At 63.5% G+C, this 21,951-nt stretch carries 22 protein-coding genes, 1 other RNA gene and 3 pseudogenes; 16 read left to right on the forward strand and 10 right to left on the reverse strand.

All coding sequences use genetic code 11. The features are described 5' to 3' along the window. Positions 1 to 154 precede the first annotated feature (154 nt). Together ACODS1_RS17965 and ACODS1_RS17970 are read left to right on the forward strand one after the other, a co-directional pair. Positions 155 to 943, forward strand: coding sequence for a substrate-binding periplasmic protein (locus tag ACODS1_RS17965; RefSeq protein ID WP_489086739.1), 789 nt, complete (start codon positions 155 to 157; stop codon positions 941 to 943). Between the two features lie 71 nt (positions 944 to 1,014). Then, positions 1,015 to 1,833 (forward strand): substrate-binding periplasmic protein, encoded by an 819-nt coding sequence (locus ACODS1_RS17970; RefSeq protein ID WP_489086740.1) that lies wholly within the window; start codon positions 1,015 to 1,017, stop codon positions 1,831 to 1,833. Here the strand turns inward: ACODS1_RS17970 and ACODS1_RS17975 are convergent. Both ACODS1_RS17975 and ACODS1_RS17980 read right to left on the reverse strand, forming a co-directional pair. Next, complete coding sequence (locus tag ACODS1_RS17975; RefSeq protein ID WP_489086770.1) at positions 1,784 to 2,542, reverse strand: CPBP family intramembrane glutamic endopeptidase; 759 nt, start codon at positions 2,540 to 2,542, stop codon at positions 1,784 to 1,786. The genes ACODS1_RS17970 and ACODS1_RS17975 overlap by 50 nt on opposite strands. Before the next feature lie 35 nt (positions 2,543 to 2,577). Beyond that, positions 2,578 to 2,745 carry a DUF2897 family protein gene (locus ACODS1_RS17980; protein ID WP_322978081.1) on the reverse strand — a complete coding sequence of 56 codons (168 nt, stop codon included), beginning with the start codon at positions 2,743 to 2,745 and terminating at the stop codon, positions 2,578 to 2,580. Positions 2,746 to 2,920: 175 nt separating this feature from the next. Here ACODS1_RS17980 and ACODS1_RS17985 point away from each other — a divergent pair, with 175 nt between their 5' ends. The 4 genes from ACODS1_RS17985 (at position 2,921) to ACODS1_RS18000 (ending at position 6,931) form a co-directional block, all read left to right on the forward strand. Then, positions 2,921 to 4,225 (forward strand): ATP-binding protein, encoded by a 1,305-nt coding sequence (locus tag ACODS1_RS17985; protein ID WP_489086741.1) that lies wholly within the window; start codon positions 2,921 to 2,923, stop codon positions 4,223 to 4,225. A 1-nt stretch (position 4,226) separates the two neighbouring features. After that, positions 4,227 to 5,141, forward strand: coding sequence for a response regulator (locus ACODS1_RS17990; RefSeq protein ID WP_489086742.1), 915 nt, complete (start codon positions 4,227 to 4,229; stop codon positions 5,139 to 5,141). 209 nt (positions 5,142 to 5,350) lie between these two features. Continuing rightward, a complete protein-coding gene (gene pyrF / locus ACODS1_RS17995; RefSeq protein ID WP_489086743.1) occupies positions 5,351 to 6,052 on the forward strand; it encodes an orotidine-5'-phosphate decarboxylase in 702 nt (233 codons plus the stop codon). A gap of 117 nt (positions 6,053 to 6,169) precedes the next feature. Then, on the forward strand, positions 6,170 to 6,931 hold the full coding sequence (locus ACODS1_RS18000) for an SDR family oxidoreductase (protein WP_489086744.1): 762 nt from the start codon (positions 6,170 to 6,172) through the stop codon (positions 6,929 to 6,931). 59 nt (positions 6,932 to 6,990) lie between these two features. Here ACODS1_RS18000 and ACODS1_RS18005 read toward each other — a convergent pair whose 3' ends face one another. Then, positions 6,991 to 8,187 (reverse strand): benzoate/H(+) symporter BenE family transporter, encoded by a 1,197-nt coding sequence (locus ACODS1_RS18005; protein WP_322978076.1) that lies wholly within the window; start codon positions 8,185 to 8,187, stop codon positions 6,991 to 6,993. Then, the gene (locus ACODS1_RS18010; RefSeq protein WP_489086745.1) at positions 8,187 to 8,798 is read right to left on the reverse strand and encodes a LysE family translocator; all 612 of its coding nucleotides are present in this window, start codon (positions 8,796 to 8,798) and stop codon (positions 8,187 to 8,189) included. Before ACODS1_RS18010 ends, ACODS1_RS18005 begins: the two co-directional genes overlap by 1 nt. 144 nt (positions 8,799 to 8,942) lie before the next feature. Between ACODS1_RS18010 and ACODS1_RS18015 the strand changes: the two genes are divergently transcribed. Next, positions 8,943 to 9,578: a hypothetical protein gene (locus tag ACODS1_RS18015; RefSeq protein ID WP_489086746.1), complete on the forward strand. Its 636-nt coding sequence runs from the start codon at positions 8,943 to 8,945 to the stop codon at positions 9,576 to 9,578. A gap of 9 nt (positions 9,579 to 9,587) precedes the next feature. Here ACODS1_RS18015 and ACODS1_RS18020 read toward each other — a convergent pair whose 3' ends face one another. Continuing rightward, positions 9,588 to 10,100 (reverse strand): MarR family winged helix-turn-helix transcriptional regulator, encoded by a 513-nt coding sequence (locus ACODS1_RS18020; RefSeq protein ID WP_489086747.1) that lies wholly within the window; start codon positions 10,098 to 10,100, stop codon positions 9,588 to 9,590. Positions 10,101 to 10,182: 82 nt separating this feature from the next. On the opposite strand from ACODS1_RS18020, the gene ACODS1_RS18025 reads away from it, so the two are divergent. The 4 genes from ACODS1_RS18025 (at position 10,183) to ACODS1_RS18040 (ending at position 13,132) form a co-directional block, all read left to right on the forward strand. After that, entirely contained in the window at positions 10,183 to 11,340 is a 1,158-nt protein-coding gene (locus ACODS1_RS18025; RefSeq protein ID WP_489086748.1) for an aminotransferase-like domain-containing protein, read from the forward strand. Positions 11,341 to 11,471: 131 nt separating this feature from the next. Then, positions 11,472 to 12,074: a glutathione S-transferase family protein gene (locus ACODS1_RS18030; RefSeq protein ID WP_489086749.1), complete on the forward strand. Its 603-nt coding sequence runs from the start codon at positions 11,472 to 11,474 to the stop codon at positions 12,072 to 12,074. A gap of 103 nt (positions 12,075 to 12,177) precedes the next feature. After that, positions 12,178 to 12,525, forward strand: a complete 348-nt coding sequence (locus ACODS1_RS18035; RefSeq protein ID WP_489086750.1) for a hypothetical protein — start codon at positions 12,178 to 12,180, stop codon at positions 12,523 to 12,525. A gap of 130 nt (positions 12,526 to 12,655) precedes the next feature. After that, entirely contained in the window at positions 12,656 to 13,132 is a 477-nt protein-coding gene (locus ACODS1_RS18040; RefSeq protein ID WP_489086751.1) for a cupredoxin domain-containing protein, read from the forward strand. A gap of 230 nt (positions 13,133 to 13,362) precedes the next feature. Here ACODS1_RS18040 and ACODS1_RS18045 read toward each other — a convergent pair whose 3' ends face one another. Continuing rightward, positions 13,363 to 13,641 (reverse strand): HU family DNA-binding protein, encoded by a 279-nt coding sequence (locus tag ACODS1_RS18045; RefSeq protein ID WP_322978068.1) that lies wholly within the window; start codon positions 13,639 to 13,641, stop codon positions 13,363 to 13,365. A 298-nt stretch (positions 13,642 to 13,939) separates the two neighbouring features. Between ACODS1_RS18045 and ACODS1_RS18050 the strand changes: the two are divergent. From ACODS1_RS18050 to ffs, 3 genes and pseudogenes are all read left to right on the forward strand, one after another. After that, positions 13,940 to 14,716: pseudogene (locus ACODS1_RS18050) on the forward strand (MCP four helix bundle domain-containing protein); the annotation flags it as partial. Positions 14,717 to 14,752: 36 nt separating this feature from the next. Continuing rightward, positions 14,753 to 15,574: a methyl-accepting chemotaxis protein gene (locus tag ACODS1_RS18055; protein WP_489086771.1), complete on the forward strand. Its 822-nt coding sequence runs from the start codon at positions 14,753 to 14,755 to the stop codon at positions 15,572 to 15,574. 105 nt (positions 15,575 to 15,679) lie between these two features. Continuing rightward, positions 15,680 to 15,776, forward strand: an RNA gene (gene ffs / locus ACODS1_RS18060) — signal recognition particle sRNA small type. A 154-nt stretch (positions 15,777 to 15,930) separates the two neighbouring features. Here the strand turns inward: ffs and ACODS1_RS18065 are convergent. Next, complete coding sequence (locus tag ACODS1_RS18065; protein WP_322978066.1) at positions 15,931 to 16,974, reverse strand: LLM class flavin-dependent oxidoreductase; 1,044 nt, start codon at positions 16,972 to 16,974, stop codon at positions 15,931 to 15,933. A gap of 214 nt (positions 16,975 to 17,188) precedes the next feature. On the opposite strand from ACODS1_RS18065, the pseudogene ACODS1_RS18070 reads away from it, so the two are divergent. Next, positions 17,189 to 18,256, forward strand: a pseudogene (locus ACODS1_RS18070) (HAMP domain-containing protein); the annotation flags it as partial. Positions 18,257 to 18,574: 318 nt separating this feature from the next. Then, positions 18,575 to 19,111 (forward strand): annotated as a pseudogene (locus ACODS1_RS18075) (methyl-accepting chemotaxis protein); the annotation flags it as partial. 36 nt (positions 19,112 to 19,147) lie between these two features. On the opposite strand, the gene ACODS1_RS18080 reads toward ACODS1_RS18075, so the two are convergent. From ACODS1_RS18080 to ACODS1_RS18090, 3 genes are read right to left on the reverse strand one after another with little or no spacing between them, the layout of a single operon-like run. Beyond that, complete coding sequence (locus ACODS1_RS18080) at positions 19,148 to 19,942, reverse strand: SDR family NAD(P)-dependent oxidoreductase (protein ID WP_489086752.1); 795 nt, start codon at positions 19,940 to 19,942, stop codon at positions 19,148 to 19,150. A gap of 29 nt (positions 19,943 to 19,971) precedes the next feature. Further along, positions 19,972 to 20,973, reverse strand: a complete 1,002-nt coding sequence (locus ACODS1_RS18085) for an NADP-dependent oxidoreductase (RefSeq protein WP_489086753.1) — start codon at positions 20,971 to 20,973, stop codon at positions 19,972 to 19,974. A 44-nt stretch (positions 20,974 to 21,017) separates the two neighbouring features. Further along, on the reverse strand, positions 21,018 to 21,821 hold the full coding sequence (locus ACODS1_RS18090) for an alpha/beta fold hydrolase (RefSeq protein ID WP_489086754.1): 804 nt from the start codon (positions 21,819 to 21,821) through the stop codon (positions 21,018 to 21,020). Positions 21,822 to 21,951 lie beyond the last annotated feature (130 nt).

The following is a 21,951-nucleotide window of genomic DNA, read 5'->3' on the forward strand; positions in this document are numbered from 1 at the left end:
CACTCAGCGCGCAAGAAAATTCAAGATCTGCCATCTCGGCCGATAAAGCCTTGGCCTGGCCCGAACGGTCAGGTTTTGTGGACAGGGATGGTCGTGGGCACGGCATGTGCTCCGAGTCGACGCTCCTGTTCATTAGGTGATGACGAGGTCGAGTGTGCGCGCGTTCTTCTTATCCATCATGGCCTGTGTAGGGCTGGCGCTGTCTCCCTGGCTGCAGGCTGCGCAGGAAGTGCGCGTGGGCGGCTATGATTTTCCGCCCTATCTGTTTCGCCCGGAATCGGTGCAGCCGCGTGGGCTGGTGGTCGATCTGCTGCCATTACTCAACCGCCTGCAGAGCGACTACCACTTCGTACTGGTGCCGACCTCGGCGAGCCGGCGCTATCGTGACCTCAGCACTGGGCGTTTCGACCTCATGCTGTTCGAGTCCAGCCTGTGGGGCTGGCAGGACACGCCGCACCTGAGTGTTCCCCTGCCCATCGAGGATGCCGAACTCTACGTGGCCCTGGCCGAGCCCGGACGCGAGCAAAGTTACTTCGATGATCTGACGAACAAGCGCATGGCGCTTTATCGCGGCTATCACTACGGCTTTGCCGGTTACAACGCCGATCCGGATTTTCTCGGCAAGCGTTTCGCCGCGCAGATGACCTATTCGCACGACAGCAACCTGCGCATGGTGCTGGTGGGGCGTGCGGACGTGGCGGTCATCACGCGCTCCTATCTGCAGATGTACGCGGCGCGCAATCCGCTCAATGCCGAGCGCCTGTTGATCTCGCAACGCGCCGACCAGGTTTATCAGCATCAGGTGCTGTTGCGACGTGATGGCGTACTCGGCGTGGCGCAGGCGGCCGTTCTGATGAAGCAGTTGCTGAACGATTCAAACGTCAGAAAATTGTTGAAGCACTACTATTTATCAATACATAACAACAGCACTCATACACCATGATCTCAGCTACTCGGTCAGCTTTTTGCGAGCTAGGCTATTGGCCAGCATGGAAAGGATTTTAAGGAGCGGGCATGCGGTATTCGTGGCAGTGGGTTCATTGGTGCTTGGCGTTACTGAGTCTGTTGCTGGTTCGTGAGGTGCTGGCTGCCGAGGTCGTTCACGTAGGCGGGGCACATTTCCCGCCTTACGTGATCAAGGCTGACCTGCGGGAGTCCAGCGGCTTGCTGCCGGAATTGCTCGAGGCACTGAACCGGGAACAGGATGCCTACCGCTTCGTCATGTTGCCGACGGCAATCGTCCGGCGTTTCAGCGATCTGCAGCGTGGCCGTATCGACATGGCCATTTTCGAGAACCCGGCCTGGGGCTGGCAGGGCATCGAGCTGGATGTCGTCGACATGGGGCTCGAAGATGCCGAACTTTTCGTCGCCCATCGTGAGGCGCAGCGTGATCAGCACTATTTCGATCAGTTGCTGGGCAAGCGTCTGGCGCTGTACCGCGGTTATCACTACGGCTTCGCCGGGTTCAACAGCGATCCGGAATACCTGAGCCAGACCTTCAACGCCAACCTCGGCCATTCCCACGACAGCAACCTGCTGATGGTCTTGCGTGGCCGGGCCGATATTGCCCTGGTGACGCGCTCCAACCTCTACGATTTCATGGTGCGCAACCCCGCTTATGAAGATCAATTGCTGATCTCCGAGCGCGTCGATCAGGTCTATCGTCACCACGCACTCATTCGCAAAGGGGCGCCGATCAGTGCCGAGACCTTTGCCGAACTGCTCGAACGCCTGCGCCAGAAGGGCGAGTTGGCACGGATATTCGACCCTTACCAGATCGCCGTCATGCCAGTCGCAGCGGATAGCTCAGCAGCAGAAAGTGAAGCAGATTGACCCCCGCATGCAGCGCGATGGCCCAGCGTAGCTGGCCACTGCGCTGGAAGGCGAGGCCGTAACCGAGCCCGGCCTGCGTGGCCACCAACGCGAATGCCGGGCTGAACGGCAGGTGCGCGGCGCCGAATAGCGCGGCGGTCAGCAGCAGACCTGGCCAGGTGCCCAGACGCGCGATCAAGGCGGGCTGCAACAGCCCACGAAACAGCAATTCCTCGGCGAGTATCGCCACGCCCAGATTGATCGCCAGCCACAGCAGCAGGCCATCCGGCCACTTCGGCTGCCAGGCCACGACGCCGATGAGCCACGCCAGCAGCGGCGTCAGCAGCAGGGTGGTGAGGCCGATCGGTACGGCGCCTCGCCAGTCGCCCCGGGCCGGGGAGGGACGGCTTACCCACCACGCCAGCAACGTCAGCCCGACCAGTGCCTTGTCCCAGGACAGACGCAGGGCATAGGCCGGTGCGTCCGGGCTGATCAGTCGGGGCGGCCACTGCTCGCTCGCGGTGAAACCGGGCAGAAGATGGGCGGCCAGTGCAATGCTGGCAAGCAGCACCAGCGTTCGCCACAAGCCATCGGGCAGCCAGCGTTCGCCCAGCAGCACCAGCGCGATAAATGCAGCGCCGATTGCCAGGCCTGGGTATGCGATGGCGCCGATGGCCAGGCCGAAGCCGAGCCAGAGTGCGGGGATCAGCAGGGCTAAATGTGAGGACAGACGCGCACGGGGCGCGCCGTAGAGATCAGGCGGGTTCAACGCTCACGGGCATCCTTGGCGTCCTGCTCGGCGTTGCGCTCGTGGATGCGCTTGAGCTGCTCCTCGCTCAGCGGTAGCTCCTTCGCCGTGTCGCGCAGGAGCAGCAGGCCGCCGACGATGGAACCCAAGGCCAGGATCAGAATGAGCCAGGCATACCAGGGCATGTTCGATTCCTCCGTTGCTGTAAGGCCCCACCATACCTCGTCGCCTGCGGCTTGTCAGGCGCCTGCCGCGGCCTTTGCGGGCTTACCCGTGGCGTGGCGGCCGTAAGCCTGTCACATGATGGCAACCTGGCACTGTTTGAATGGCGACTTTCCGATCACAGGGAGAGACCGCCCCATGAGCCGTGCCAGCGCTCTGCAGTCCCTGCTCCGACCGGTGACGCCACTGGCGCCGCAGATGAGCATCAGTGAAGTCGCCGATCAATTGCTGACGCCCGAGCACAAGGCGTTCCTGTCGCTGCCGGTGGTGGCGGACGACGGCCAGCCGGTTGGCCTGGTCAGCCGCACGCGCCTGCAGGACATCTTCATGCAGCGTTTCGGCCGCGACCTGCGCGGACGTCATCCGGTCAGCGAGGTGATGAACGATGCACCGCTGATCGTCAGCCTGGAGGCGGATCTGGAGGTAGCAGCCAAGCAGGTCACCGGGCAATTGCAGTACCCGATCACCGAGGACTTCATCCTCGTTGACGAGCAGGGCCGTTACTGCGGCCTGGGCACCGTGCTCGACCTGCTCAAGGCCATGGAAGCGCGCATCGCCCAGCGTAATCGGGTGTTGCGCCAGGCGCTGGTGGATCTCAAGGAATCGCAGGCGCAACTGCTGCAGTCGGAGAAGATGGCCTCGCTGGGGCAGATGGTCGCCGGCGTTGCCCATGAACTGAACACGCCGCTGGGCTACGTGAAGAACAACGTGCAACTGTTGCGCGAGTTGAGCGAGCCGCTGTTCGACCTGGCGGCCGCGCAAGCCCGCCTGGGCCAGTGCCTGAACGACCCAGCGTGCGATGAAACCCGCCTGGGCGAAGCCCTGCAGGCCGCCGAGCAGGCTCGTCAGCAGGCCGCGCCGGAGCTGCTCGCCGAGGATCTGCAGCAGCTTTACGGCGATACCCTGTACGGCCTGGAGCAGATCGCCGAGTTGGTGGTCGGGCTCAAGGACTTTGCCCGCGTCGATCGCGCCATGAGCGAAGAGGTCGACCTCAACGACTGCATCCGCAGCGCCTTGTTGATCGCCCGCAACCACATCAAGGACAAGGCCGAGGTGGTGCAGCAACTCGCCGACTTGCCGCGCATCGCCTGCGCGCCCTCGCAGATCAACCAGGTGCTGCTCAACCTGCTGACCAATGCCGCGCAGGCCATCGATGGCCTGGGGCGCATCCAGATTCGCAGTTGGGCGGACGAGCAGGGCATCCACATCTCGTTGCAGGACAACGGACGCGGCATGCCGCCCGAGGTCATGGCGAAGATCTTCGATCCCTTCTTCACCACCAAGCCGGTCGGCCAGGGCACCGGCCTGGGTTTGTCGATCAGCTACAAGATCGTGCGCGACCACGGCGGGCAGATCCGCGTGGCCTCCGAACCCGGCCGTGGCACGCGCTTTCTCATCAGCCTGCCGCTACCCAACGCCGTTGCCATGAAAAGGAGCGCCTGAGATGACCGCACCCGTTCGAATCCTCTTCGTCGATGACGAGGAACGCATCCTGCGCAGCCTCGCCATGCAGTTCCGCCGGCACTACGAGGTGCTTACCGAGAACGATCCGCACCGCGCCCTGCAGCGTCTGCGCGAGGAGCCCGTGCACGTGCTGGTGAGCGACCAGCGCATGCCGCAGATGACCGGTGCGCAACTGCTGGCCGAGGCGCGCGAGATTGCGCCGAACACCCTGCGCATCCTGCTGACGGGCTACTCCGATCTGGATGCCGCCGTCGATGCGCTGAACGACGGCGGCATCTTCCGTTACCTGACCAAACCCTGGGATCAGCAGGAAATGGCCTTCACCCTGCGCCAGGCAGCCGAGCTGGCGATGCGTCAGGCGCAGCCCGCGCAGATGCCGGACAGCCGCACCTTGTCCGCTCCGCTGACCGTGCTGTCGCTCGATGACGAGGCCGATACCCTGGCGGTGCTCGATGAGTTTTGTGTGGCCGGTGGGCATCGTCTGCTGCGCGCACGCAACCTGGCCGAGGCCATGCTGCAGCTCAATAGCGAGGCGGTGGACATCCTGGTCAGCGACCTGAAACTGGCCGGCGAGGACACCGCGCCATTGCTCAAGACCCTGGCCCAGGCCCATCCGCGCCTGCTCAGCCTGGTGGTCACGCCGTTCCAGGACACCCAGGCGTTGCTGCGCCTGGTCAACGAGGCGCAGATCTTCCGTTACCTGCCCAAGCCGGTGCGCCGAGGCCTGTTCGAGAAGGGGCTCAAGGCCGCTGCCGAGCAGACGCTGATCTGGCGCTCGCAGCCGCAACAGGTGGTCACCCGCCTGGCCGAGGTACCGCGCGATGAGCGCGAGCAGGAGAAGGTCGGCAGCCTGATGGGCATGCTCGGGCGTTTGCGCGAACGTCTGATTGCCTGATAGGCCTGGACCTAGGGTTCTGTTTTGACCCACCCGGTAGGAGCGAGCTCTGCTCGCGAATGCGTTTTCGCGAGCAGAGCTCGCTCCTACAGCATCCCCCAGCATATTTCCTGTACGGCCTTGCCCGCGGCGGGGCTTTCAGTCGCGACCAGCGCCAGCATGCTTTGCGCTACAATGCGCGGCGTTTTTGTCCTGTCCGAGACCTGCCCATGCCTGCCTGCCAGACCCCGATCATCGTTGCCCTCGACTTTCCCAGCTCCGACGCTGCCCTGGCCCTGGCCGACCGGCTCGATCCGGCGCTGTGCCGGGTCAAGGTGGGCAAGGAGCTGTTCACCCGCAGCGGCCCGCAGGTGGTCGAAGCGCTGCAGGCCAAGGGCTTCGAGCTGTTCCTCGATCTGAAATTCCACGACATCCCCAACACCACCGCCATGGCCGTCAAGGCCGCGGCCGAGCTGGGTGTGTGGATGGTCAACGTGCATTGCTCCGGCGGCCTGCGCATGATGGCGGCCTGCCGCAACGAGCTGGACAAGCTGAGTGGCGCCAAACCACTGCTGATCGGTGTGACGGTGCTGACCAGCATGGAGCAGCAGGATCTGGCCGGTATCGGCCTGGACGTGCCGCCGCAGGAGCAGGTGCTGCGCCTGGCCGGTCTGGCGGCCGATGCCGGGCTCGATGGCCTGGTCTGCTCCGCACAGGAAGCTCCGGCGCTCAAGGTCGCCCAGCCGCGCCTGCAACTGGTCACGCCGGGGATTCGTCCGGCTGGCAGCAGTGCCGACGACCAGAAGCGCATCCTCACCCCGCGCCAGGCGCTGGACGCTGGCTCCGACTACCTGGTGATTGGCCGCCCGATCAGCCAGGCTGCCGATCCGGCGCAGGCGTTGGCGGCGGTGGTCGCTGAACTGCAGGGCTGACGCGCGGCGCCATCAATCGGCTGCATGATCGGTCACTCCAACGCCTGATAGTGCTGCTCGCCGTCTGGCTTGCTGGCTAGACTCGTCGCGATCTCCAATCGCTGCGAGGAAGCAGACATGAGCATGACGTTCTCCGGCCAGGTCGCCCTGGTCACGGGTGGTGCCGCCGGCATCGGCCGCGCCACCGCCCAGGCCTTCGCGGCTGAAGGTCTCAAGGTGGTGGTCTCCGATGTCGATGTCACGGGCGGCGAGGGCACCGTCGAGCTGATTCGCGCCGCCGGTGGCGAGGCGCTGTTCGTACGCTGCGACGTGACCCGCGACGCCGAGGTGCAGGCGCTGATGGTGGCGACCGTCGAGGCTTATGGCCGCCTGGATTACGCCTTCAACAATGCCGGTATCGAGATCGAGCAGGGCAAGCTGGCCGACGGCAATGAGGCTGAGTTCGACGCCATCATGGGCGTCAACGTCAAGGGCGTATGGCTGTGCATGAAGCACCAGATTCCGCTGCTGCTGGCGCAGGGTGGTGGTGCCATCGTCAATACCGCCTCGGTAGCCGGCCTTGGCGCCGCGCCGAAGATGAGCATCTACGCCGCTTCCAAACATGCGGTAATCGGCCTGACCAAGTCGGCAGCAGTCGAGTACGCGAAGAAGAAAATCCGCGTCAATGCCGTATGCCCGGCGGTGATCGACACCGACATGTTCCGCCGCGCCCATGAGGCCGACCCGCGCAAGGCCGAGTTCGCCGCCGCGATGCACCCGGTCGGGCGTATCGGCAAGGTGGAGGAAATCGCCGCGGCGGTGCTGTATTTGTGCAGCGATCACGCCGCTTTCACCACCGGTCATGCCTTGGCCGTTGATGGCGGGGCGACGGCGATCTGATTGGCTGACGCTAGAAACGACAAAGGCGCCCAAGGGCGCCTTTGTCGTGTTCGGAGAGGTCAGGCCGCGCGTTTGCCTGCGGTGAGAACCGTCAAGGTCAGCAGGCCGGCGACGATGCCCCAGAAGGCCGAACCGACGCCGAGCAGGGTCATGCCCGAGGCGGTGACGAGAAAGGTCACCAGCGCCGCTTCGCGCTCGTTCGGCTCGCTCATGGCCTGGGTCAGGCCGCCGATGATCGAGGCGAACAGGGCCAGCGCGGCGATGGACAGGATCAACGCTGCCGGCAAGGCGGCAAACAACGCCGCCAGGGTGGCGCCGAAGATGCCGGCGATACCGTAGAACACCCCGCACCAGACCGCAGCGGTGTAGCGCTTGCGCGGATCCTCATGAGCTTCGGGGCCGGCGCAGATCGCCGCGCTGATCGCCGCCATGTGGATGCCGTGGCTGCCGAACGGCGCCATCAATACCGACACCAGGCCGGTGCTGGTTAGCAGCGGCGAGGCCGGTACGTCGTAACCATTGGCGCGCAGCACGGCCATGCCCGGCAGGTTCTGCGAAGCCATGGCAACGATGAACAGCGGGATGCCGATGCTGATGGCGGCCGCCAGCGAGAAGCTCGGCGTAGTCCACTGCGGCGTGGCCAATTCCAGGTGGAAGTCGCTGAAGTTCAGCAGGCCGAACACGCCGGCCAGCACGCTGCCGACGATGAGCGCAGCGAGCACCGCATAGCGCGGCCAAAGGCGCTTGCCGAACAGGTAGGCGAGCAGCATGGCCAGCACCAGCCAGGGCTGCTGCTCGGCAGCGTTGCAGATTTCCAGGCCGATCTTGAACAGCACGCCAGCCAGCAGGGCTGCTGCGATGGAGGCGGGAATGCGGCGCATCAGGCGGTCGAAGGTGCCGGTCAGGCCGATCAGCACGATCAACCCGGAGGCCAGGATATAGGCACCGATGGCCTCGCCGTAGGACACCTGCGGCAGGCTGGTGATCAGCAGCGCCGCACCGGGCGTCGACCAGGCGATCATTACCGGCGCGCGGTAGCGCAGCGACAGCACGATGCAGCACAGCGCCATGCCGATCGACAGTGCCCAGATCCACGAGGAAATCTGCCCGCTGCTCAGCCCGGCGGCCTGGCCGGCCTGGAACATCAGCACCAGCGAGCTGGTGTAGCCGGTGAGCATGGCGATGAAACCGGCCACGACCGACGAGGTGGAGCTATCGCTCAGTGGGCGCAGGCGGGGGAGGGTTGCGTCTTGCATCAGAACAGTCCTGTATCGATGACGATGGGGTACAGCGAGGCGACCAAGAGCAGCGCCATACCGATGTTGAAGGCGCGCAGGGCGCGCGGGTTGTCCAGCCACTTGCGCAGCAGGCTGCCAGCTACCGTCCACAAGCCGACGCTGGGGCAGTTGACCAGGGCGAACAGGGCGGCGATCAGCAGCACGTTGGTGAAGAAGCCTTCGTGCGGGGTGTAAGTGGTGATGGCGCCGATGGCCATGATCCAGGCCTTGGGGTTGACCCACTGGAAGGCCGCGGCCTGGAGGAAGGTGAAGGGCTTGGCGTTTGGTGTGTCGCGCCCCTGCGGTGCGCCGGACTGGGCGATCTTCCAGGCCAGGTAGAGCAGGTAGGTGGCGCCGGCGTAGCGCAGCACCTCATGCAACACGGGCAGGCGCTCGAACAACTGACCCAGGCCCATGCCCACGGCGATCACCAGCACCATGAAGCCCAGGCTGATGCCGAGCATGTGCGGCAGGCTGCGGCGAATGCCAAAGTTCACCCCGGAGGCCAGCAACATCATGTTGTTCGGGCCGGGGGTGATGGAGGTGACGAGGGCGAAGGCGACGAAAGCCAGCAACAGTTCGGCGGTCATGGGGGTTCTCCGTTGAGCGAGCATCAGCCTATTGCCCCGGCCGCCCGCCGTCGCGGTACAGCCATCGGCGTGATGAGCCGTACAGTCTGGCCAATTGTCCTCAGGCTGGTTAGCCTCGGATTTTCTGCCTTGGAGCCGAGCATCATGCAGCCGGACAATCCCTTCAGCGCGCCGCAGGTCGAATTGCTCGATGCGCCCATGCAGCCTGTCTTGACCGGTTGGAGTCGGCGCCAGTTGCAGGTGCTGGCCATGCTGGCGCTGGTGGCGACGCTGGGCAACGCGGTGCTGGTGCTGCTGATGTTCGCCAGTGCCTGGCTCAGCGCTATCGAAGTGGCCGCGCTGACCCGCTACAGCGACTGGATGAGCGCCGTGTTGGTATTGGTCGGCTGTTACCTGCTGATGCGCTTCAAGGCGCTGATCGAGCAGCGCTTCGCCGCCGGCGGCTTGGGTAAACCGGTTTGGCTGCTGGTGGGGCTGAGCCTGATCCTGGGCATGATGGATTTCTGGCTGGGCGCGCGGCTGTTCGAGGGGCTCAATCCCATCACCCTGCTGTATATCGTGCTGCTGGTGCTGATGGGCGGCAGTATGGTTTGGCTGGGGGTTGGGCTGTTGCGCGTGAGCGTGCCGTATCCGTCACTGCGGGTGATGGCCTGGATGAACATCGTCGGCGGCGTTCTGCTGGCCAGCGTGGTATTCATCGTGTTGTCGATGCTGCCCTTGCTGGCCAGCGGCGTGGCGATGGCGCTGGTGTTTCTGCGGGCCGCCCGTGAGTTGGACTGATGCGCGCGATTACTGGCGGCCGCGTGCCAATGCCCGGTTGACCGCCAGCCAGCCGTTCACCGCGTCTTCACCCATCTCGTCGAAGACCCGCTGCAGCAGACGCGCCTGCTCGCGGCGCAGGGCCTGTTCCAGCTTGGCGCCTTCGGGCGTGAAGCCCAGCAGGCGCTTGCGTTTGTCGTCCGCCGCCGCTTCGCTGCGCACCAGATTCATCTCGATCAGTTGTCGCAGCGGCGTGTTCAGCGCCTGCTTGCTCACGCCCAGGTAGCCGAGCAGCTCGGTCATGTTCAGCCCCGGATATTTGGCGATGAAGAACAGAATGCGGTGGTGCACGCGCGACAGGCCGCGCTTGGCCAGCATCTCGTCAGGCTTGGCGGTGAAGGCCTGGTAGCCGAAGAAAAAGGCCTCCATGGCCGCTTGCTGAGCTGCCGCATGCTTGAGCGCTGGCGATCCCTGGCGGCTACCTTGCGGGCCGTCACTGGGCGCCGATAAAAATTTCTCGGGGAAATTTTTTAGGTCAGTCATATTGACGTATCTCTGGGCGGCGGCGTAATTTCGGTCAAGCAGTTTGACTTAATTTTCCGACTTTGGCACCCCAGGACACCCCATGGCCTTCTCCGAACGCATCGCCCGCCTGAAAAGCTCCCTGATCCGTGAAATCCTTGCCGCGGCGCAGCGCCCCGAGGTGATGTCGTTCGCCGGTGGCCTGCCGGCCGAGCCGATGCTGCCGAAGGTGGACTGGGCCGAGATGCCGGCGAGCATGGGCCAATACGGCATGAGCGAGGGTGAGCCGGCGCTGCGCGAGGCCATCGCCGCCGAGGCGCGTGCGTTGGGTGTACCTTGTGAGGCCAGTCAGGTATTGATCGTCAGCGGTTCGCAGCAGACGCTGGATCTGGCCTCCAAGCTGTTCATCGACCCGGGCACCGAAGTATTGCTCGAGGCGCCGACTTACCTGGCCGCATTGCAAGCCTTCCAGCTGTTCGGCGCCGATTGCATCAGCGTGCCGCAGGAGGCCGACGGCCCCGAGCTGGCCGCGCTGCGTCAGCGTCTGGAAAACCACAAGCCGGCCTTCGCCTACCTGATTCCGACCTTCCAGAATCCGTCCGCCACCCGCTACAGCGAGGCCAAGCGCGACGCGGTGGCGGCGCTGCTCGACGAGTTCGGCGTGACCCTGATCGAAGACGAACCGTACCGCGAGCTGGTGTTCGATGCCGGCAGCGCCACACCCATCGTCAACCGCCTTAAGAAGGCCAGCTGGATCTACACCGGCACCGTCTCCAAGACCCTGCTGCCGGGGCTGCGCGTGGGCTACCTGATCGCCACGCCGGATCTGTTCCCGCACCTGCTGCGCCTGAAACAGTCGGCGGATCTGCACACCAACCGTATCGGTCAGTGGCAGGCGCTGCAGTGGCTGGGCAGCGAGCAGTATCGCGGTCACCTGGCCGAGCTGCGCGACTTCTACCGCGTGCGCCGTGACGCCATGCAGAGCGCGCTGGTGGAGCACTTCGGCGAGCTGGCCACCTGGGAAATCCCGCAGGGCGGCCTGTTCTTCTGGCTGACCCTCAAACAGCCGCTGGATACCCGTACGCTGCTGGATGCGGCGCTGGCGCAGAACGTCGCCTTCATGCCGGGCGAGCCGTTCTTCATCGACCCGGACGCCAACCCCGGCCATCTGCGCCTGAACTTCAGTCACGTGGCGCCGGAGCGCCTGGGCGAGGGGCTGCGCCGCCTGGCGGCGGTGATCCGCGAAGCGCAGGGTGCGTGATTGATTGGTTTATGTAGGAGCGGCTGGGCGGCATTGCCTTTCAGCCGCGTTTTTCGCGGATAAATCCGCTCCTGCCAAAACAGGGGATTGGCGGCGAACTGGCCGCGAGGATTGATAGGGAGGGCAACGCGATGTTCAAGGTCTACGGCGATTACCGTTCGGGCAACTGCTACAAGGTCAAGCTGATGCTGCATCTGCTGGGCAAGGAGTACCAGTGGATTGCCATCGATATTCTCAAGGGCGAGACGCAGAGCGAAGCCTTCCTGGCGAAGAATCCCAACGGCAAGATTCCGGTGTTGGAGCTGGAAGACGGCACCTGCCTGTGGGAGTCCAACGCCATCCTCAATTTCCTCGCCGATGGCAGCGAGTTCCTGCCCAGTGAGCCGCGTCTGCGCACCCAGGTGCTGCAGTGGCAGTTCTTCGAGCAATACAGCCACGAGCCCTATGTGGCGGTGGCGCGCTTCATCCAGCTCTATCTGGGTATGCCGGACGCGCGTCGTGAAGAACATGCACGTTGCGTGGTCGGTGGTTACAAAGCGCTGAAGGTGATGGAGAAGCAACTGGAGCGCACGCCCTATCTGGTCGGCGAGCAATACTCGATTGCCGATATCGCCCTATACGCCTATACCCATGTCGCGGACGAGGGCGGTTTCAGCCTCGAGGCCTTTCCGGCCATTCGCGCCTGGCTCGAGCGGGTCGCCAGCCATCCACGGCATGTGACCATGCTCGGTTGATGACACGTCCGGCACGGTTCTCAATAAGTTGCTGAACGGGCTTGGAGAGAACCGTGGCTGGCGTGATAATCCTCGCCACCTTCGTACGTTGTCGATATCGCCCATGCGCAACCGGCTGCATACCGCGCTGCTTCTCTTGCTGATCCTGGTTCTGCCGATGCAGGCCCAGGTGGCGCTTGGCATGCCGCAAGCTCCGGCAACTCACGCTGAGTGTTCCATGCGTATGGATCACGGGGGCATGGCCAAGCAAGTGCAGGGCGCCAGTCACCCCCATTTCAAGCCAGGTACCTGCAGCCTCTGTGCGCTCTGCGTGAGCGCTATGGCCCTGGCTCAGCCATTAGTCCCGCCGCGCGATGGCGTTGGCCTGGCACCGGCATCGATGGCCAGCCCGCGCTTGTCCGGGGTGATCCTCGATACGCCCGAGCGTCCTCCACGGCACTTGTCGTTCTGATCGATTCCTGACTTTCAGCGTGCCGCAGCTAACTTGCGGCTGCTGCGCACCGGCGTGCCGGCGGCACCCGGATCACACGATTGGAGACAACATCCTGATGCGACACATCATCGTTTTTCCTGCTTTGTTCATGAGCGGACTGCTTATCAGCGGCCAGGTTTTCGCCCAGGCCGGAGGTCACGAAGACCATGGCTCGATGCACATGCAGCACGAGCCGGCTGCGGAGCAAAAGCCCTGGGGCATCGCCGGGCGTGCCGACCAGGTGGATCGCACCATCGAGATTCGCATGGACGATCGCATGCGCTTCACCCCCGAGACTGTGCAGATCAAGCAGGGCGAAACCATTCGTTTCGTCCACCACAACGACGGCAAGCTGATGCATGAGTTCGTGCTCGGTACCCGGCAGACCCTGGATGAACATGCCGAGGCCATGCTCAAGCAATCCGGAATGATGCACGGTGAGGCCTACATGGCTCATATCGAGCCGGCGCAGCAAGGGGAGATGATCTGGACGTTCAACCGGGCGGGGCGCTTCGAGTTCGCCTGCCTGATCGCAGGTCATTACCAGGCCGGGATGCGCGGTAGCGTCGAAGTCCTGGCTCAGTGAGGCGCTGAGCGCGGAGGGATGGCCGCGATCCTGAAATGATCGCGGCCAGACTGGGGTTTGTACGAGAAGTCGTCGAGCGAAGGTCAGGCGATACCGATGGCGGCCCCGCAAAAACGGGTGAGGAACGGACTGGGCTCGCATTCGAGTTTACGAGCTGTAAATGAGCATTCCGAACCCGTTTTTAACGAAGCATCACCGAGCGCAGGCACTTTTCGTACAAAGCCTAGCAATCAGTTCAGGCTGTCGCTCAGAGCCTTGGCCGGCACCAGCTTGATCACCTTCTTGGCGGCGATCTCGATGCTCTTGCCGGTCTGCGGGTTGCGGCCGGTACGGGCCGGGCGCTCGCTCACCTTCAGCTTGCCGATGCCCGGCAGGGTGATTTCACCGTCGTTTTCCAGTGCGTCGCCGACGATCTCGCCCAACTGATCGATCAGGCTGCGCACGCTGGCTTTGGGCAGGGAAACGGCTTCGGCCAGGTCGCTGATCAGTTGGTCTTTGGTGATTGCCATGATGTAACTCCGTATGCAGGTGAGGGGTTCGGCGCGCTCGAAGCGAAGGTGCGACCGAAAACGCCGGGAAAGCTAGCACAAAGGCCGTGGTTCGGGAGAGCGAGCAGCGCTCTTTCCGATAGGGCTTAGTGTCGCACCGAGGCGCGTGGTTCCAGCCGCGGGATAAAAATGCCCCGACATCCAGGGGAGGGCTTAACAAAGGGCTAAGCATTCACGCCTAGGATCGCAGCCAGGCACAACGAAAGTTTGCCAACCTCGACTATGCTTTTTGTTATCTGATTGATATCGGAGTGCAATCATGCTGCGCACCTTCGCTGACCTAGGCTTCCGCTGGAAAATAGCTCTACCTATTCTGCTTCTGGCGGCCCTGCTGGTGGCTATGGGTGTGCTTGGCATACGGGGTATCACCCAGGTAGCCGAGTCCACCACGACCCTGACCAATCGCCATTTGCCAGGCATCAGCCTGCTGCTCAATGCCGATCGGGATCTGTACCAGGCATTCGTCGCCGAGCGCAGCCTGCTCGATGAGGGGGCTAGCGATCACGTCAACGATCTGCTGGCGGCCCATACCGAGAACCTGCAGCAGGCCTATGACCGTGTACACAAGTTCGCTGCCATGCAGCCGGGCAGCGAAGCCATGGGGCTGGTAGCCGATTTCGACCGGGGCTTCGTCTTGTGGAAGGCCACCTCGCTGAAGGTTCTGCAGCTCAGCTCATCTGATCCTGACGCGGCCAGTCGCCTCAGCTTCGGCGACAGCGAGACGCAGTTCGACTCCATGCGCGAGGTCATCAATAAACTGGGCGAGCTGGAAGACAGTGCGGCCAACGCCGTCGGTACCGCAGCGATCGCCCATGGTGAGGATCTGACCTGGCAACAAAGCCTGGTCATCGCCTTTGGCCTGGCCGTGTGCCTGTTGCTGGTGGTGGGCTTCCCGCTGCTGGTGACCCGGCCGCTGCACAACCTGCTGCATCGTATCGAGCAGATCGCCGATGGTGACGGTGATCTGCGTGTGCGTCTCGATGTGCTGTCCAAGGACGAGTTGGGCCAGCTCAGCCAGGCCTTCAACCGCTTCCTCGACAAGTTGCAACCGCTGATCAAGGAAGTGGGACGTGTGACCGACGAAGTCGCCGATTCGGCGAAGAACCTCGCCGGTCTGGCAGCTGCCAATGATCGACTGATCAGCAGCGAGCACGCTGCGGTCGACCAGGTCAGCACGGCCGCGACGGAAATGAGTGCGGCGGTTCACGAGGTCGCGCGCAATGCCCAGAACGCGGCCGACGCCGCGCGCAATGCCGAGCAACAGTCCCGTGAAGGCGCCCAGGTGGTTGGCGCGACCATCAGCTCCATCCGCCAGTTGGCTCAGGAGGTGGAAAGCGCGTCTTCGACCATCCAGACCCTGGAGCAGGAAGCTGCGAGTATCGGTGCCGTACTGGCCGTGATCAAGGGCATTGCCGAGCAGACCAACCTGCTGGCGCTCAACGCGGCCATCGAGGCGGCGCGCGCTGGCGAGCAGGGGCGCGGTTTCGCCGTGGTGGCCGATGAGGTGAGGGCGCTGGCCGCTCGCACCCAGGAGTCCACCAAGGACATTCAGGGCATGATCGAACGCCTGCAGATCGGCGTGCAGAACGCGGTCAAAGCGACCCACACCGGCAGCGAGCGGGCACGGCAGAGTGTCGAACAGGCCGCCGGGGTCGATCAGGCCCTGAGCATGACCGGGGACTCGGTGCAGCGCATCAATGACATGGCGGCGCAGATCGCCACCGCCTGTGAAGAACAGAGCAGCGTCACCGAAGAAATCGCGCGCAACATCAGCGATATCCGCGATCTCTCCAACGAGGCCGCGCAAACCTCCGAGCACAGCACCGTGGCCAGCCGTCACCTGTCGGAGCTGTCCCATGGGCTGGCTCAACTGGTGGGGCGTTTCCGCGTCTGAGGAAGCCACCTCTCGCATCTAAGTGCTTGAGGCGGTTGTAAGTTTGCATTTAGTCGTTACAATGGCGCGGCCCGTCGCAATGACGGGCTTCGTTATGGTGGGCCCTGCCGGTCCCCTCGCAACGATTACCCGTGAACCTGGTCAGGCCCGGAAGGGAGCAGCCACAGCGGGAACATCGTGTGCCGGGGTGTGGCTGGCAGGGTTCGCCTCCATCTTGTTACTCCCCAGACTCTTGTATCGCCGCTGAATGCCATGGCGCGTCGGTCGCTGTGTGCCTGCAATATTCTGCCTCTGTCAAACGAAAACGCCCGCCAGGCGTGAGCCATGGCGGGCGTCGGTGTTGCGTGTGACGGTGATCAGCGGAACGCCGGCACCACGTGCTCGATGAACAGTTCCAGCGACTTCTTCTTCTCGGCGTAGGGCAGGCTGTTGTCGGCCCAGAAGCTGAATTCGTCGACGCCCAGTTCCTGGTAGTGGCGGATACGCGCGATGATTTCTTCTGGCGTGCCGATCATGGTGTTCTTGCGGATGCTCTCCAGCTCGAACTCCGGGCGCTCCTTGAATTTCTCTTCCGGGCTCGGCGCCAGCAGGCCGTTGACGGGCGTCTGCTTGTTGCCGAACCAGGCGTCGAAGGTGCGGTAGAAGCGCGAGATGGCTTCGGCGCCGATTTTCCAGCCATCCGGGTCGTCCGCCGTGTGCACGTGGGTGTGGCGCAGCACCATCAGTTGCGGGCGCGGCACGTGCGGATTGTTGGCCAGGGCATTTTCGAACTTGTTCTTAAGATCCACGACTTCTTCGTCGCCTTTCATCAGCGGCGTGACCATGACGTTGCAACCATTGGCCACGGCGAAGTTGTGCGAGTCCGGGTCGCGTGCGGCGATCCACATCGGTGGAGTAGGTTGCTGCAGCGGACGAGGCGAGGAGGTGGAGGTGGGGAACTTCCAGATCTCGCCTTCGTGGGCGACATCGCCCTGCCACAGGGCCTTGACCACCGGCACCATCTCGCGCAGGTACTTGCCGCCGTCGGTGGCGGGCATGCCGTTCATCATGCGGTCGAATTCGTACTGGTAGGCGCCGCGGGCCAGGCCGACTTCCATGCGCCCGTTGCTGATCACGTCGAGCAGGGCGCATTCACCGGCCACGCGGATGGGGTGCCAGAACGGCGCGATGATGGTGCCGGCGCCGAGGCGGATGGTGGTGGTGCGGGCGGCCAGGTAGGCCAGCAGCGGCATGGGGCTGGGGGAGATGGTGTACTCCATGGCGTGGTGTTCGCCGATCCACACGGTGGAGAAGCCGCCGGCCTCGGCCATGAGCGTCAGTTCGGTGAGCTCATCGAAGAGCTGGCGATGGCCAACCTGCTCGTCGTAGCGCTCCATGTGAACGAACAAAGAGAATTTCATGCTGCTGTCCTCAAGTCTGTTGGGTCGTGTTCGACCGGCTGGTGGGAAGCGTGCGCTGCGCTTCTCGATGGGTGACTCCGCTGTCGGGTTCAGGCGCTATGCAAGGCGGCGCGGATCGCTATATATTGGTATACCATAATACGGAATATCTGCAAGGGTTCCGATTGCTCCTAAACACAAAGGACAGCTCATGAGCATCAAGCACAAACTGGTGATGACGTTTGCGGCCATCGCCAGCCTTCCAGTGATTCTGGTCGCGATTCTGGTGGTGGTGAATCTGCGCCAGGCAGCCAGCGAGGATTTCATAGACAGCAGCGGACGCGAGATTCGGCAGGTGGAAAATGCCATGCGCCTGTTCTTCGAAAGTATCGAGCAGAACGTCGATTATCTGGCCAAGCATCCGCAACTGGCGGGTATCGACGCAGGCGTCAAACGCTACATCTCTGCCGATGCCGCCAGCCAGCCGGAAGGCGAGCAGGATCGTGCCCTGTTCGACTTGTTCGCCGGGTTCGCAGCAAGCCATCCGGCCTATGCCTATGTATCGCTGGGTACCAGTGAGGGCGGCTACGTGTTCTGGCCGGGTGATCCGAACCTGAGCAACTATGATCCGCGCACGCGTCCCTGGTACCAGCGGGCGATGGCTCAGCCGGACAAGACTTTGCGCACCGAAGCCTACTACTGGGCGGCCGACGACGTGGTGCTGGTCAGCACCGTACGCAGCTTCGCCAATCGTCTGGGGCAGCAGGGCGGGGTGGTGAACATCGACGTTTCCCTGCGTCAGCTCACCGATATCGTCAAGCAGATCAAGCTCGGCGACAGTGGCTATCTGATGCTGATGGAGCGCAATGGCACTGTGCTGGTCGATCCAAGCCAGCCCGAGCACAACTTCAAGGCGCTGAAGGATCTCGGCCCCGGTTATGCCGAGCTGGCGGCTACGCGCAGCGGCGCGGTCGAGCTGAACCTCGATGGCGAAGCGTACATGGCCAACGTCTATTCCTCGGACAAGCTGGGCTGGCAGTTCGTCGGCCTGATCAAGAAGAGCGAGGTGATGGCTGGCGCGACACGCATGACCTGGATCATCGTCTCCCTGGCTGCCATCGTGGCGCTGGCCTTCGCCGCTCTGGGCGCGCTGTTCGCCGGCATGATCGTGCGGCCGATCCAGGCGGTGACCAGTGGCCTGGAAGGTATCGCCCAGGGCGAGGGTGATCTGACCAAGGAGCTGGCCGTACGCGGCCGTGATGAAACCGCGCAGCTGGCGGGCTGGTTCAATCAGTTCCTTTCCGCCATTCGCGACATGATCCTCAGCATCGGCCATGCGGCAGGGAGCATCCACAGCAGTTCGAGCAGCTCTGCCGGCGTCGCCCAGGAACTGGAAGATGTGGCCGCCCGCCAGCGCGAGGCGGTGGACATGGTCTCGACCGCCTTCCACGAGATGGTCATGACTGCCAACGAGGTGGCGCGCGCCTGTTCCGAGGCCGCCGGCTCGGCCGATGCCGGCCAGCGCCAGGCGCATGCCGGCCAGCAGCAGATCCAGACCTCGGCCGACAGCGTCACCCGCCTGAGCGACGAGATCGCCCGTTCGGTGGAGTCGATGCAGCAACTGCAGCAGGACAGCGATTCGATCCAGTCGATCCTCGGCACCATTCGCTCGATTGCCGAGCAGACCAACCTGCTGGCGCTCAATGCTGCCATTGAGGCGGCACGTGCCGGCGAGCAGGGGCGTGGCTTCGCCGTGGTGGCCGACGAGGTGCGGGCGCTGGCCAAGCGTTCTTCCGATGCCACCGAGGAGATCGATGGCCTGCTCGGCAACCTGGCCCGACGCACACAGGACACCGCGCGGCAGATGCACGCCAGCCTCGACGTGTCGCGCCAGACCGTGAACGCCATCGGTGAGGCGCGCTCGAGCTTCGAGATGATCCGCGATGCGGTGGACAACATCCGTGACATGAGCACGCAGATCGCCACCGCTGCCGAGGAGCAGCACCAGGTGGCCGAGGACATCAACCGCCACATCAGCCAGATCCACAGCGATTCGCAGCAGGTGGCCGAACTGGCCAGCGCGACCAGCAACGATGCGAAGACCCTGACAGCGCTATCGGATGAGTTGAATGGCCTCGTGCGTCGCTTCAAGACCTGACCGGGGCCATCGGCGGCGCCGCTTGGAGATGCGGCGTTAGAGCTTGAGCAGTCGTGGTGCCGGCTGGCCGGTCTGCATTGCGGCGAAGAGCTCCGCGCGTGCCGTGTCGAAGCGCTCCCACAGGGCGTTATCCGCCAGGGATGGCAGGGTGACCGATTCGCCCATGTCGAAACCGGCCATTGCCGCATCGACGAGGTGTTCGGTTGCCATTACCGCTTCTTTCGGCAGCGTGGCCAAGGGCACCCCTGCGGCATCCCAAAGATCGGTGGCCGTGGCGGCAGGCAATACCACTTGCACCCGAACCCCCGTGTTGGCCAGTTCCTGCTGCAGACCACGACTGAAATTGAGCACGAAACCCTTGGTGCCGCTGTATACGGCGCTTATCGGCAGCGCATGCAGCGACAAGGCCGAGGCAATATTGATGATCACCCCCTCGTTACGTGCTTTGAACGCTGGCAGCACCGCATGCGTCAGGCGCGTCAGTGCAGTGATATTCAAGGCGATCTGCGCCAATGAATCCTGCGGCGACACCTCGGCGACTGGGTTGAGCCTGGCGATCCCGGCGTTGTTCACCAGTACGGCGATGGCTGGGTCTTCGGCGAGCGTGGTGGCCAGTGCGGTCAGGTCGGCTTCGTTCTCGAGATCGGCGACTCGTGTCGCAGCCTTGATGGCGAAGGTCTGCTCCAGCTGGGTGGCAAGGCTGTGCAAGCGCTCACCACGCCGGGCAACGAGCAACAGGTCATAGCCGCGCTGGGCGAGACGAGCCGCATAAATGGCACCGATGCCGGATGATGCACCGGTTACCACGGCGATTTTTCCAGAAATGCTCATGGGTCTTTCCTCTATGTACGGATGGGGGCTCAACGCATGCTGACGACTACCTTGCCTTTGGCATGCCCCTGGGCGAGGTAGTCGAGCGCCTCTTTTGCCTGTTCGAAGGTGAATACCTTGTCGATCACTGGCCGAATACGCTGTGCTTCGAGAAGTTGGCCAAGCTGCGCGAGCTGGTGGCCATCGGGGCGCACGAAGAGGAACGAGTAGGAAGCGCCCTGTCGGTTCGCAAGACGCCTGATCTTGCGGCTCATCAGCCCAAATACGCCTCTCAGGACAAGGTTCAGCCCTCTTGCACGCGCGAATGCTGCGTCCAGCGGGCCAATCAGCGAAACGATCTTGGCGCCCGGTTTGAGGATGGCCATGGCTTTTTCCAGCGCATCGCCCCTGACGGTGCCAAGTACGGCGTCATAGCCGTGTAGCATCTCTTCGAATGCCTGTTTCTTGTAGTCGACTACTTCGTCTGCCCCCAGGCTACGCACCAGCTCGATATTGCCGGTGCTGACGGTGGTGCCCACCCGGGCTCCCAGGTGCTTGGCCAACTGGATGGCAAATGTGCCGATTCCACCGGAGCCGGCGGGGATGAAGACTTTTTGCCCGGCCTGCAGGCGAGCGCGCTCATTCAGCGCTTGCCATGAGGTAAGCCCGACCATCGGGATCGATGCAGCTTGCACGAAGTCCAGGTTGGCTGGTTTCAGGGCGGCTGCATGCTCCGGGACGACGGCAAATTCGGCCAGCGAGCCCCGGCCTAGATCGAACAGGCTGGCAAACACGGCATCGCCCGGCTTGAAGCGCGTGACCTGACTGCCGACCGCGACCACCACTCCGGCCAGGTCACTACCCAGCGTGGCTGGAAATTGAAAGGACAGGATCGGCTTGAACATACCCGTCATGACCATATTGTCGATCGGGTTCAGGCCGGCGGCATGCACCTCGACCAAGAGTTCGTCGGCCTTGAGGGTAGGGCGAGGAAGATCACTGAAACCGATCTCGGGCGATTTGCCGTAGCGCTTGAAGGTAAGGGCTTTCATGGTGTGAGGCTTCGTCTCTGACTGGGCATGTTTACCGGCTCGGATCAGTCGGCCAGGAATTTCAGTACCGCAGGCACAAAGGCGCGGTGGTACTGAAAGATTCCGCCATGCCCCGAGTTGGGGAAAAGCGTGACGTGGGCATTCGGCAGCCGCCGAGCCATCTCGACCGAGAGCTGGCTGTCGACCATCAGGTCGTTGTCGCCGTTTGCCAGGAGCACCGGCTGCTCGATGTCAGAAAGATCGTCAGGGTCGCTCAAACCCCAATGGCGGATCGCCTTGAGCTGGGCGAGACGCGCCTGCAACGAGATCGTCTTGTCTCGATCTTTGCTACGTTCTGCGAGCCGGGCGAAGTAATCCTGTGCGGCGCGCTTGCCATCGCTCGTGCGTGGGAAGAACAGGAAGTTCCTCGCGTCGCTCCAGGTCAGGGCCGCCTTGAGATAGGCCAACACTGCGACCTTGGTGACCTTGTCGATGCCGCCACCGCCGCGCGGCCCCGTTCCCGTCAGTACCAGGCGACGAATCAGGCCAGGCGCCTGCAGGGCCATGCTCTGTGCCACGCCACCGCCCATCGAGAAGCCGAGCAGATCGACCTGCTCGAGCTTCATGGCGCGGATGAAGGCGATGGCATCGCGGGCCATCTCGTCGATGTTGGCTGGCACCAAACCTTGCGATGCCCCCACTCCGCGATTGTCGAAGGCGATCACCTGGCGTTGCGCAGCGATACCGTCGATCAGCCTTGGATCCCAGTCATCGAGCGTAGCCATCAGGTGATGCAGAAAGACCACTGGCACAGTGGAGTCAGGCCCGAGTTGTCGATAAGCAAAAGCTGTCCCGTCGACATCGAGCATGCGGGTCGGGACATCCTTCCATTGCCAGGTAGCGCTCGGGCTGGGCGCCTTGGTTGTAGTGTGGAGTGAAGAGACAGCGGCTGAGGGTGCGATATCTGAGGTGTTGGGAGGCATCAATGAAATCCCCACG

Source organism: Pseudomonas sp. FG29 (genome assembly GCF_057809355.1).

Coding starts and splice junctions, on each gene's coding strand:
- ACODS1_RS17970 (WP_489086740.1), top strand. CDS start 1,015: ATGCGGTATTCGTGGCAGTGGGTTCATTGGTGCTTGGCGTTACTGAGT.
- ACODS1_RS17980 (WP_322978081.1), bottom strand. CDS start 2,745: ATGCCCTGGTATGCCTGGCTCATTCTGATCCTGGCCTTGGGTTCCATC.
- ACODS1_RS17985 (WP_489086741.1), top strand. CDS start 2,921: ATGAGCCGTGCCAGCGCTCTGCAGTCCCTGCTCCGACCGGTGACGCCA.
- ACODS1_RS17990 (WP_489086742.1), top strand. CDS start 4,227: ATGACCGCACCCGTTCGAATCCTCTTCGTCGATGACGAGGAACGCATC.
- pyrF (WP_489086743.1), top strand. CDS start 5,351: ATGCCTGCCTGCCAGACCCCGATCATCGTTGCCCTCGACTTTCCCAGC.
- ACODS1_RS18000 (WP_489086744.1), top strand. CDS start 6,170: ATGAGCATGACGTTCTCCGGCCAGGTCGCCCTGGTCACGGGTGGTGCC.
- ACODS1_RS18005 (WP_322978076.1), bottom strand. CDS start 8,187: ATGCAAGACGCAACCCTCCCCCGCCTGCGCCCACTGAGCGATAGCTCC.
- ACODS1_RS18010 (WP_489086745.1), bottom strand. CDS start 8,798: ATGACCGCCGAACTGTTGCTGGCTTTCGTCGCCTTCGCCCTCGTCACC.
- ACODS1_RS18015 (WP_489086746.1), top strand. CDS start 8,943: ATGCAGCCGGACAATCCCTTCAGCGCGCCGCAGGTCGAATTGCTCGAT.
- ACODS1_RS18020 (WP_489086747.1), bottom strand. CDS start 10,100: ATGACTGACCTAAAAAATTTCCCCGAGAAATTTTTATCGGCGCCCAGT.
- ACODS1_RS18025 (WP_489086748.1), top strand. CDS start 10,183: ATGGCCTTCTCCGAACGCATCGCCCGCCTGAAAAGCTCCCTGATCCGT.
- ACODS1_RS18030 (WP_489086749.1), top strand. CDS start 11,472: ATGTTCAAGGTCTACGGCGATTACCGTTCGGGCAACTGCTACAAGGTC.
- ACODS1_RS18035 (WP_489086750.1), top strand. CDS start 12,178: ATGCGCAACCGGCTGCATACCGCGCTGCTTCTCTTGCTGATCCTGGTT.
- ACODS1_RS18040 (WP_489086751.1), top strand. CDS start 12,656: ATGAGCGGACTGCTTATCAGCGGCCAGGTTTTCGCCCAGGCCGGAGGT.
- ACODS1_RS18045 (WP_322978068.1), bottom strand. CDS start 13,641: ATGGCAATCACCAAAGACCAACTGATCAGCGACCTGGCCGAAGCCGTT.
- ACODS1_RS18065 (WP_322978066.1), bottom strand. CDS start 16,974: ATGAAATTCTCTTTGTTCGTTCACATGGAGCGCTACGACGAGCAGGTT.
- ACODS1_RS18080 (WP_489086752.1), bottom strand. CDS start 19,942: ATGAGCATTTCTGGAAAAATCGCCGTGGTAACCGGTGCATCATCCGGC.
- ACODS1_RS18085 (WP_489086753.1), bottom strand. CDS start 20,973: ATGAAAGCCCTTACCTTCAAGCGCTACGGCAAATCGCCCGAGATCGGT.
- ACODS1_RS18090 (WP_489086754.1), bottom strand. CDS start 21,821: ATGCTCGATGTCGACGGGACAGCTTTTGCTTATCGACAACTCGGGCCT.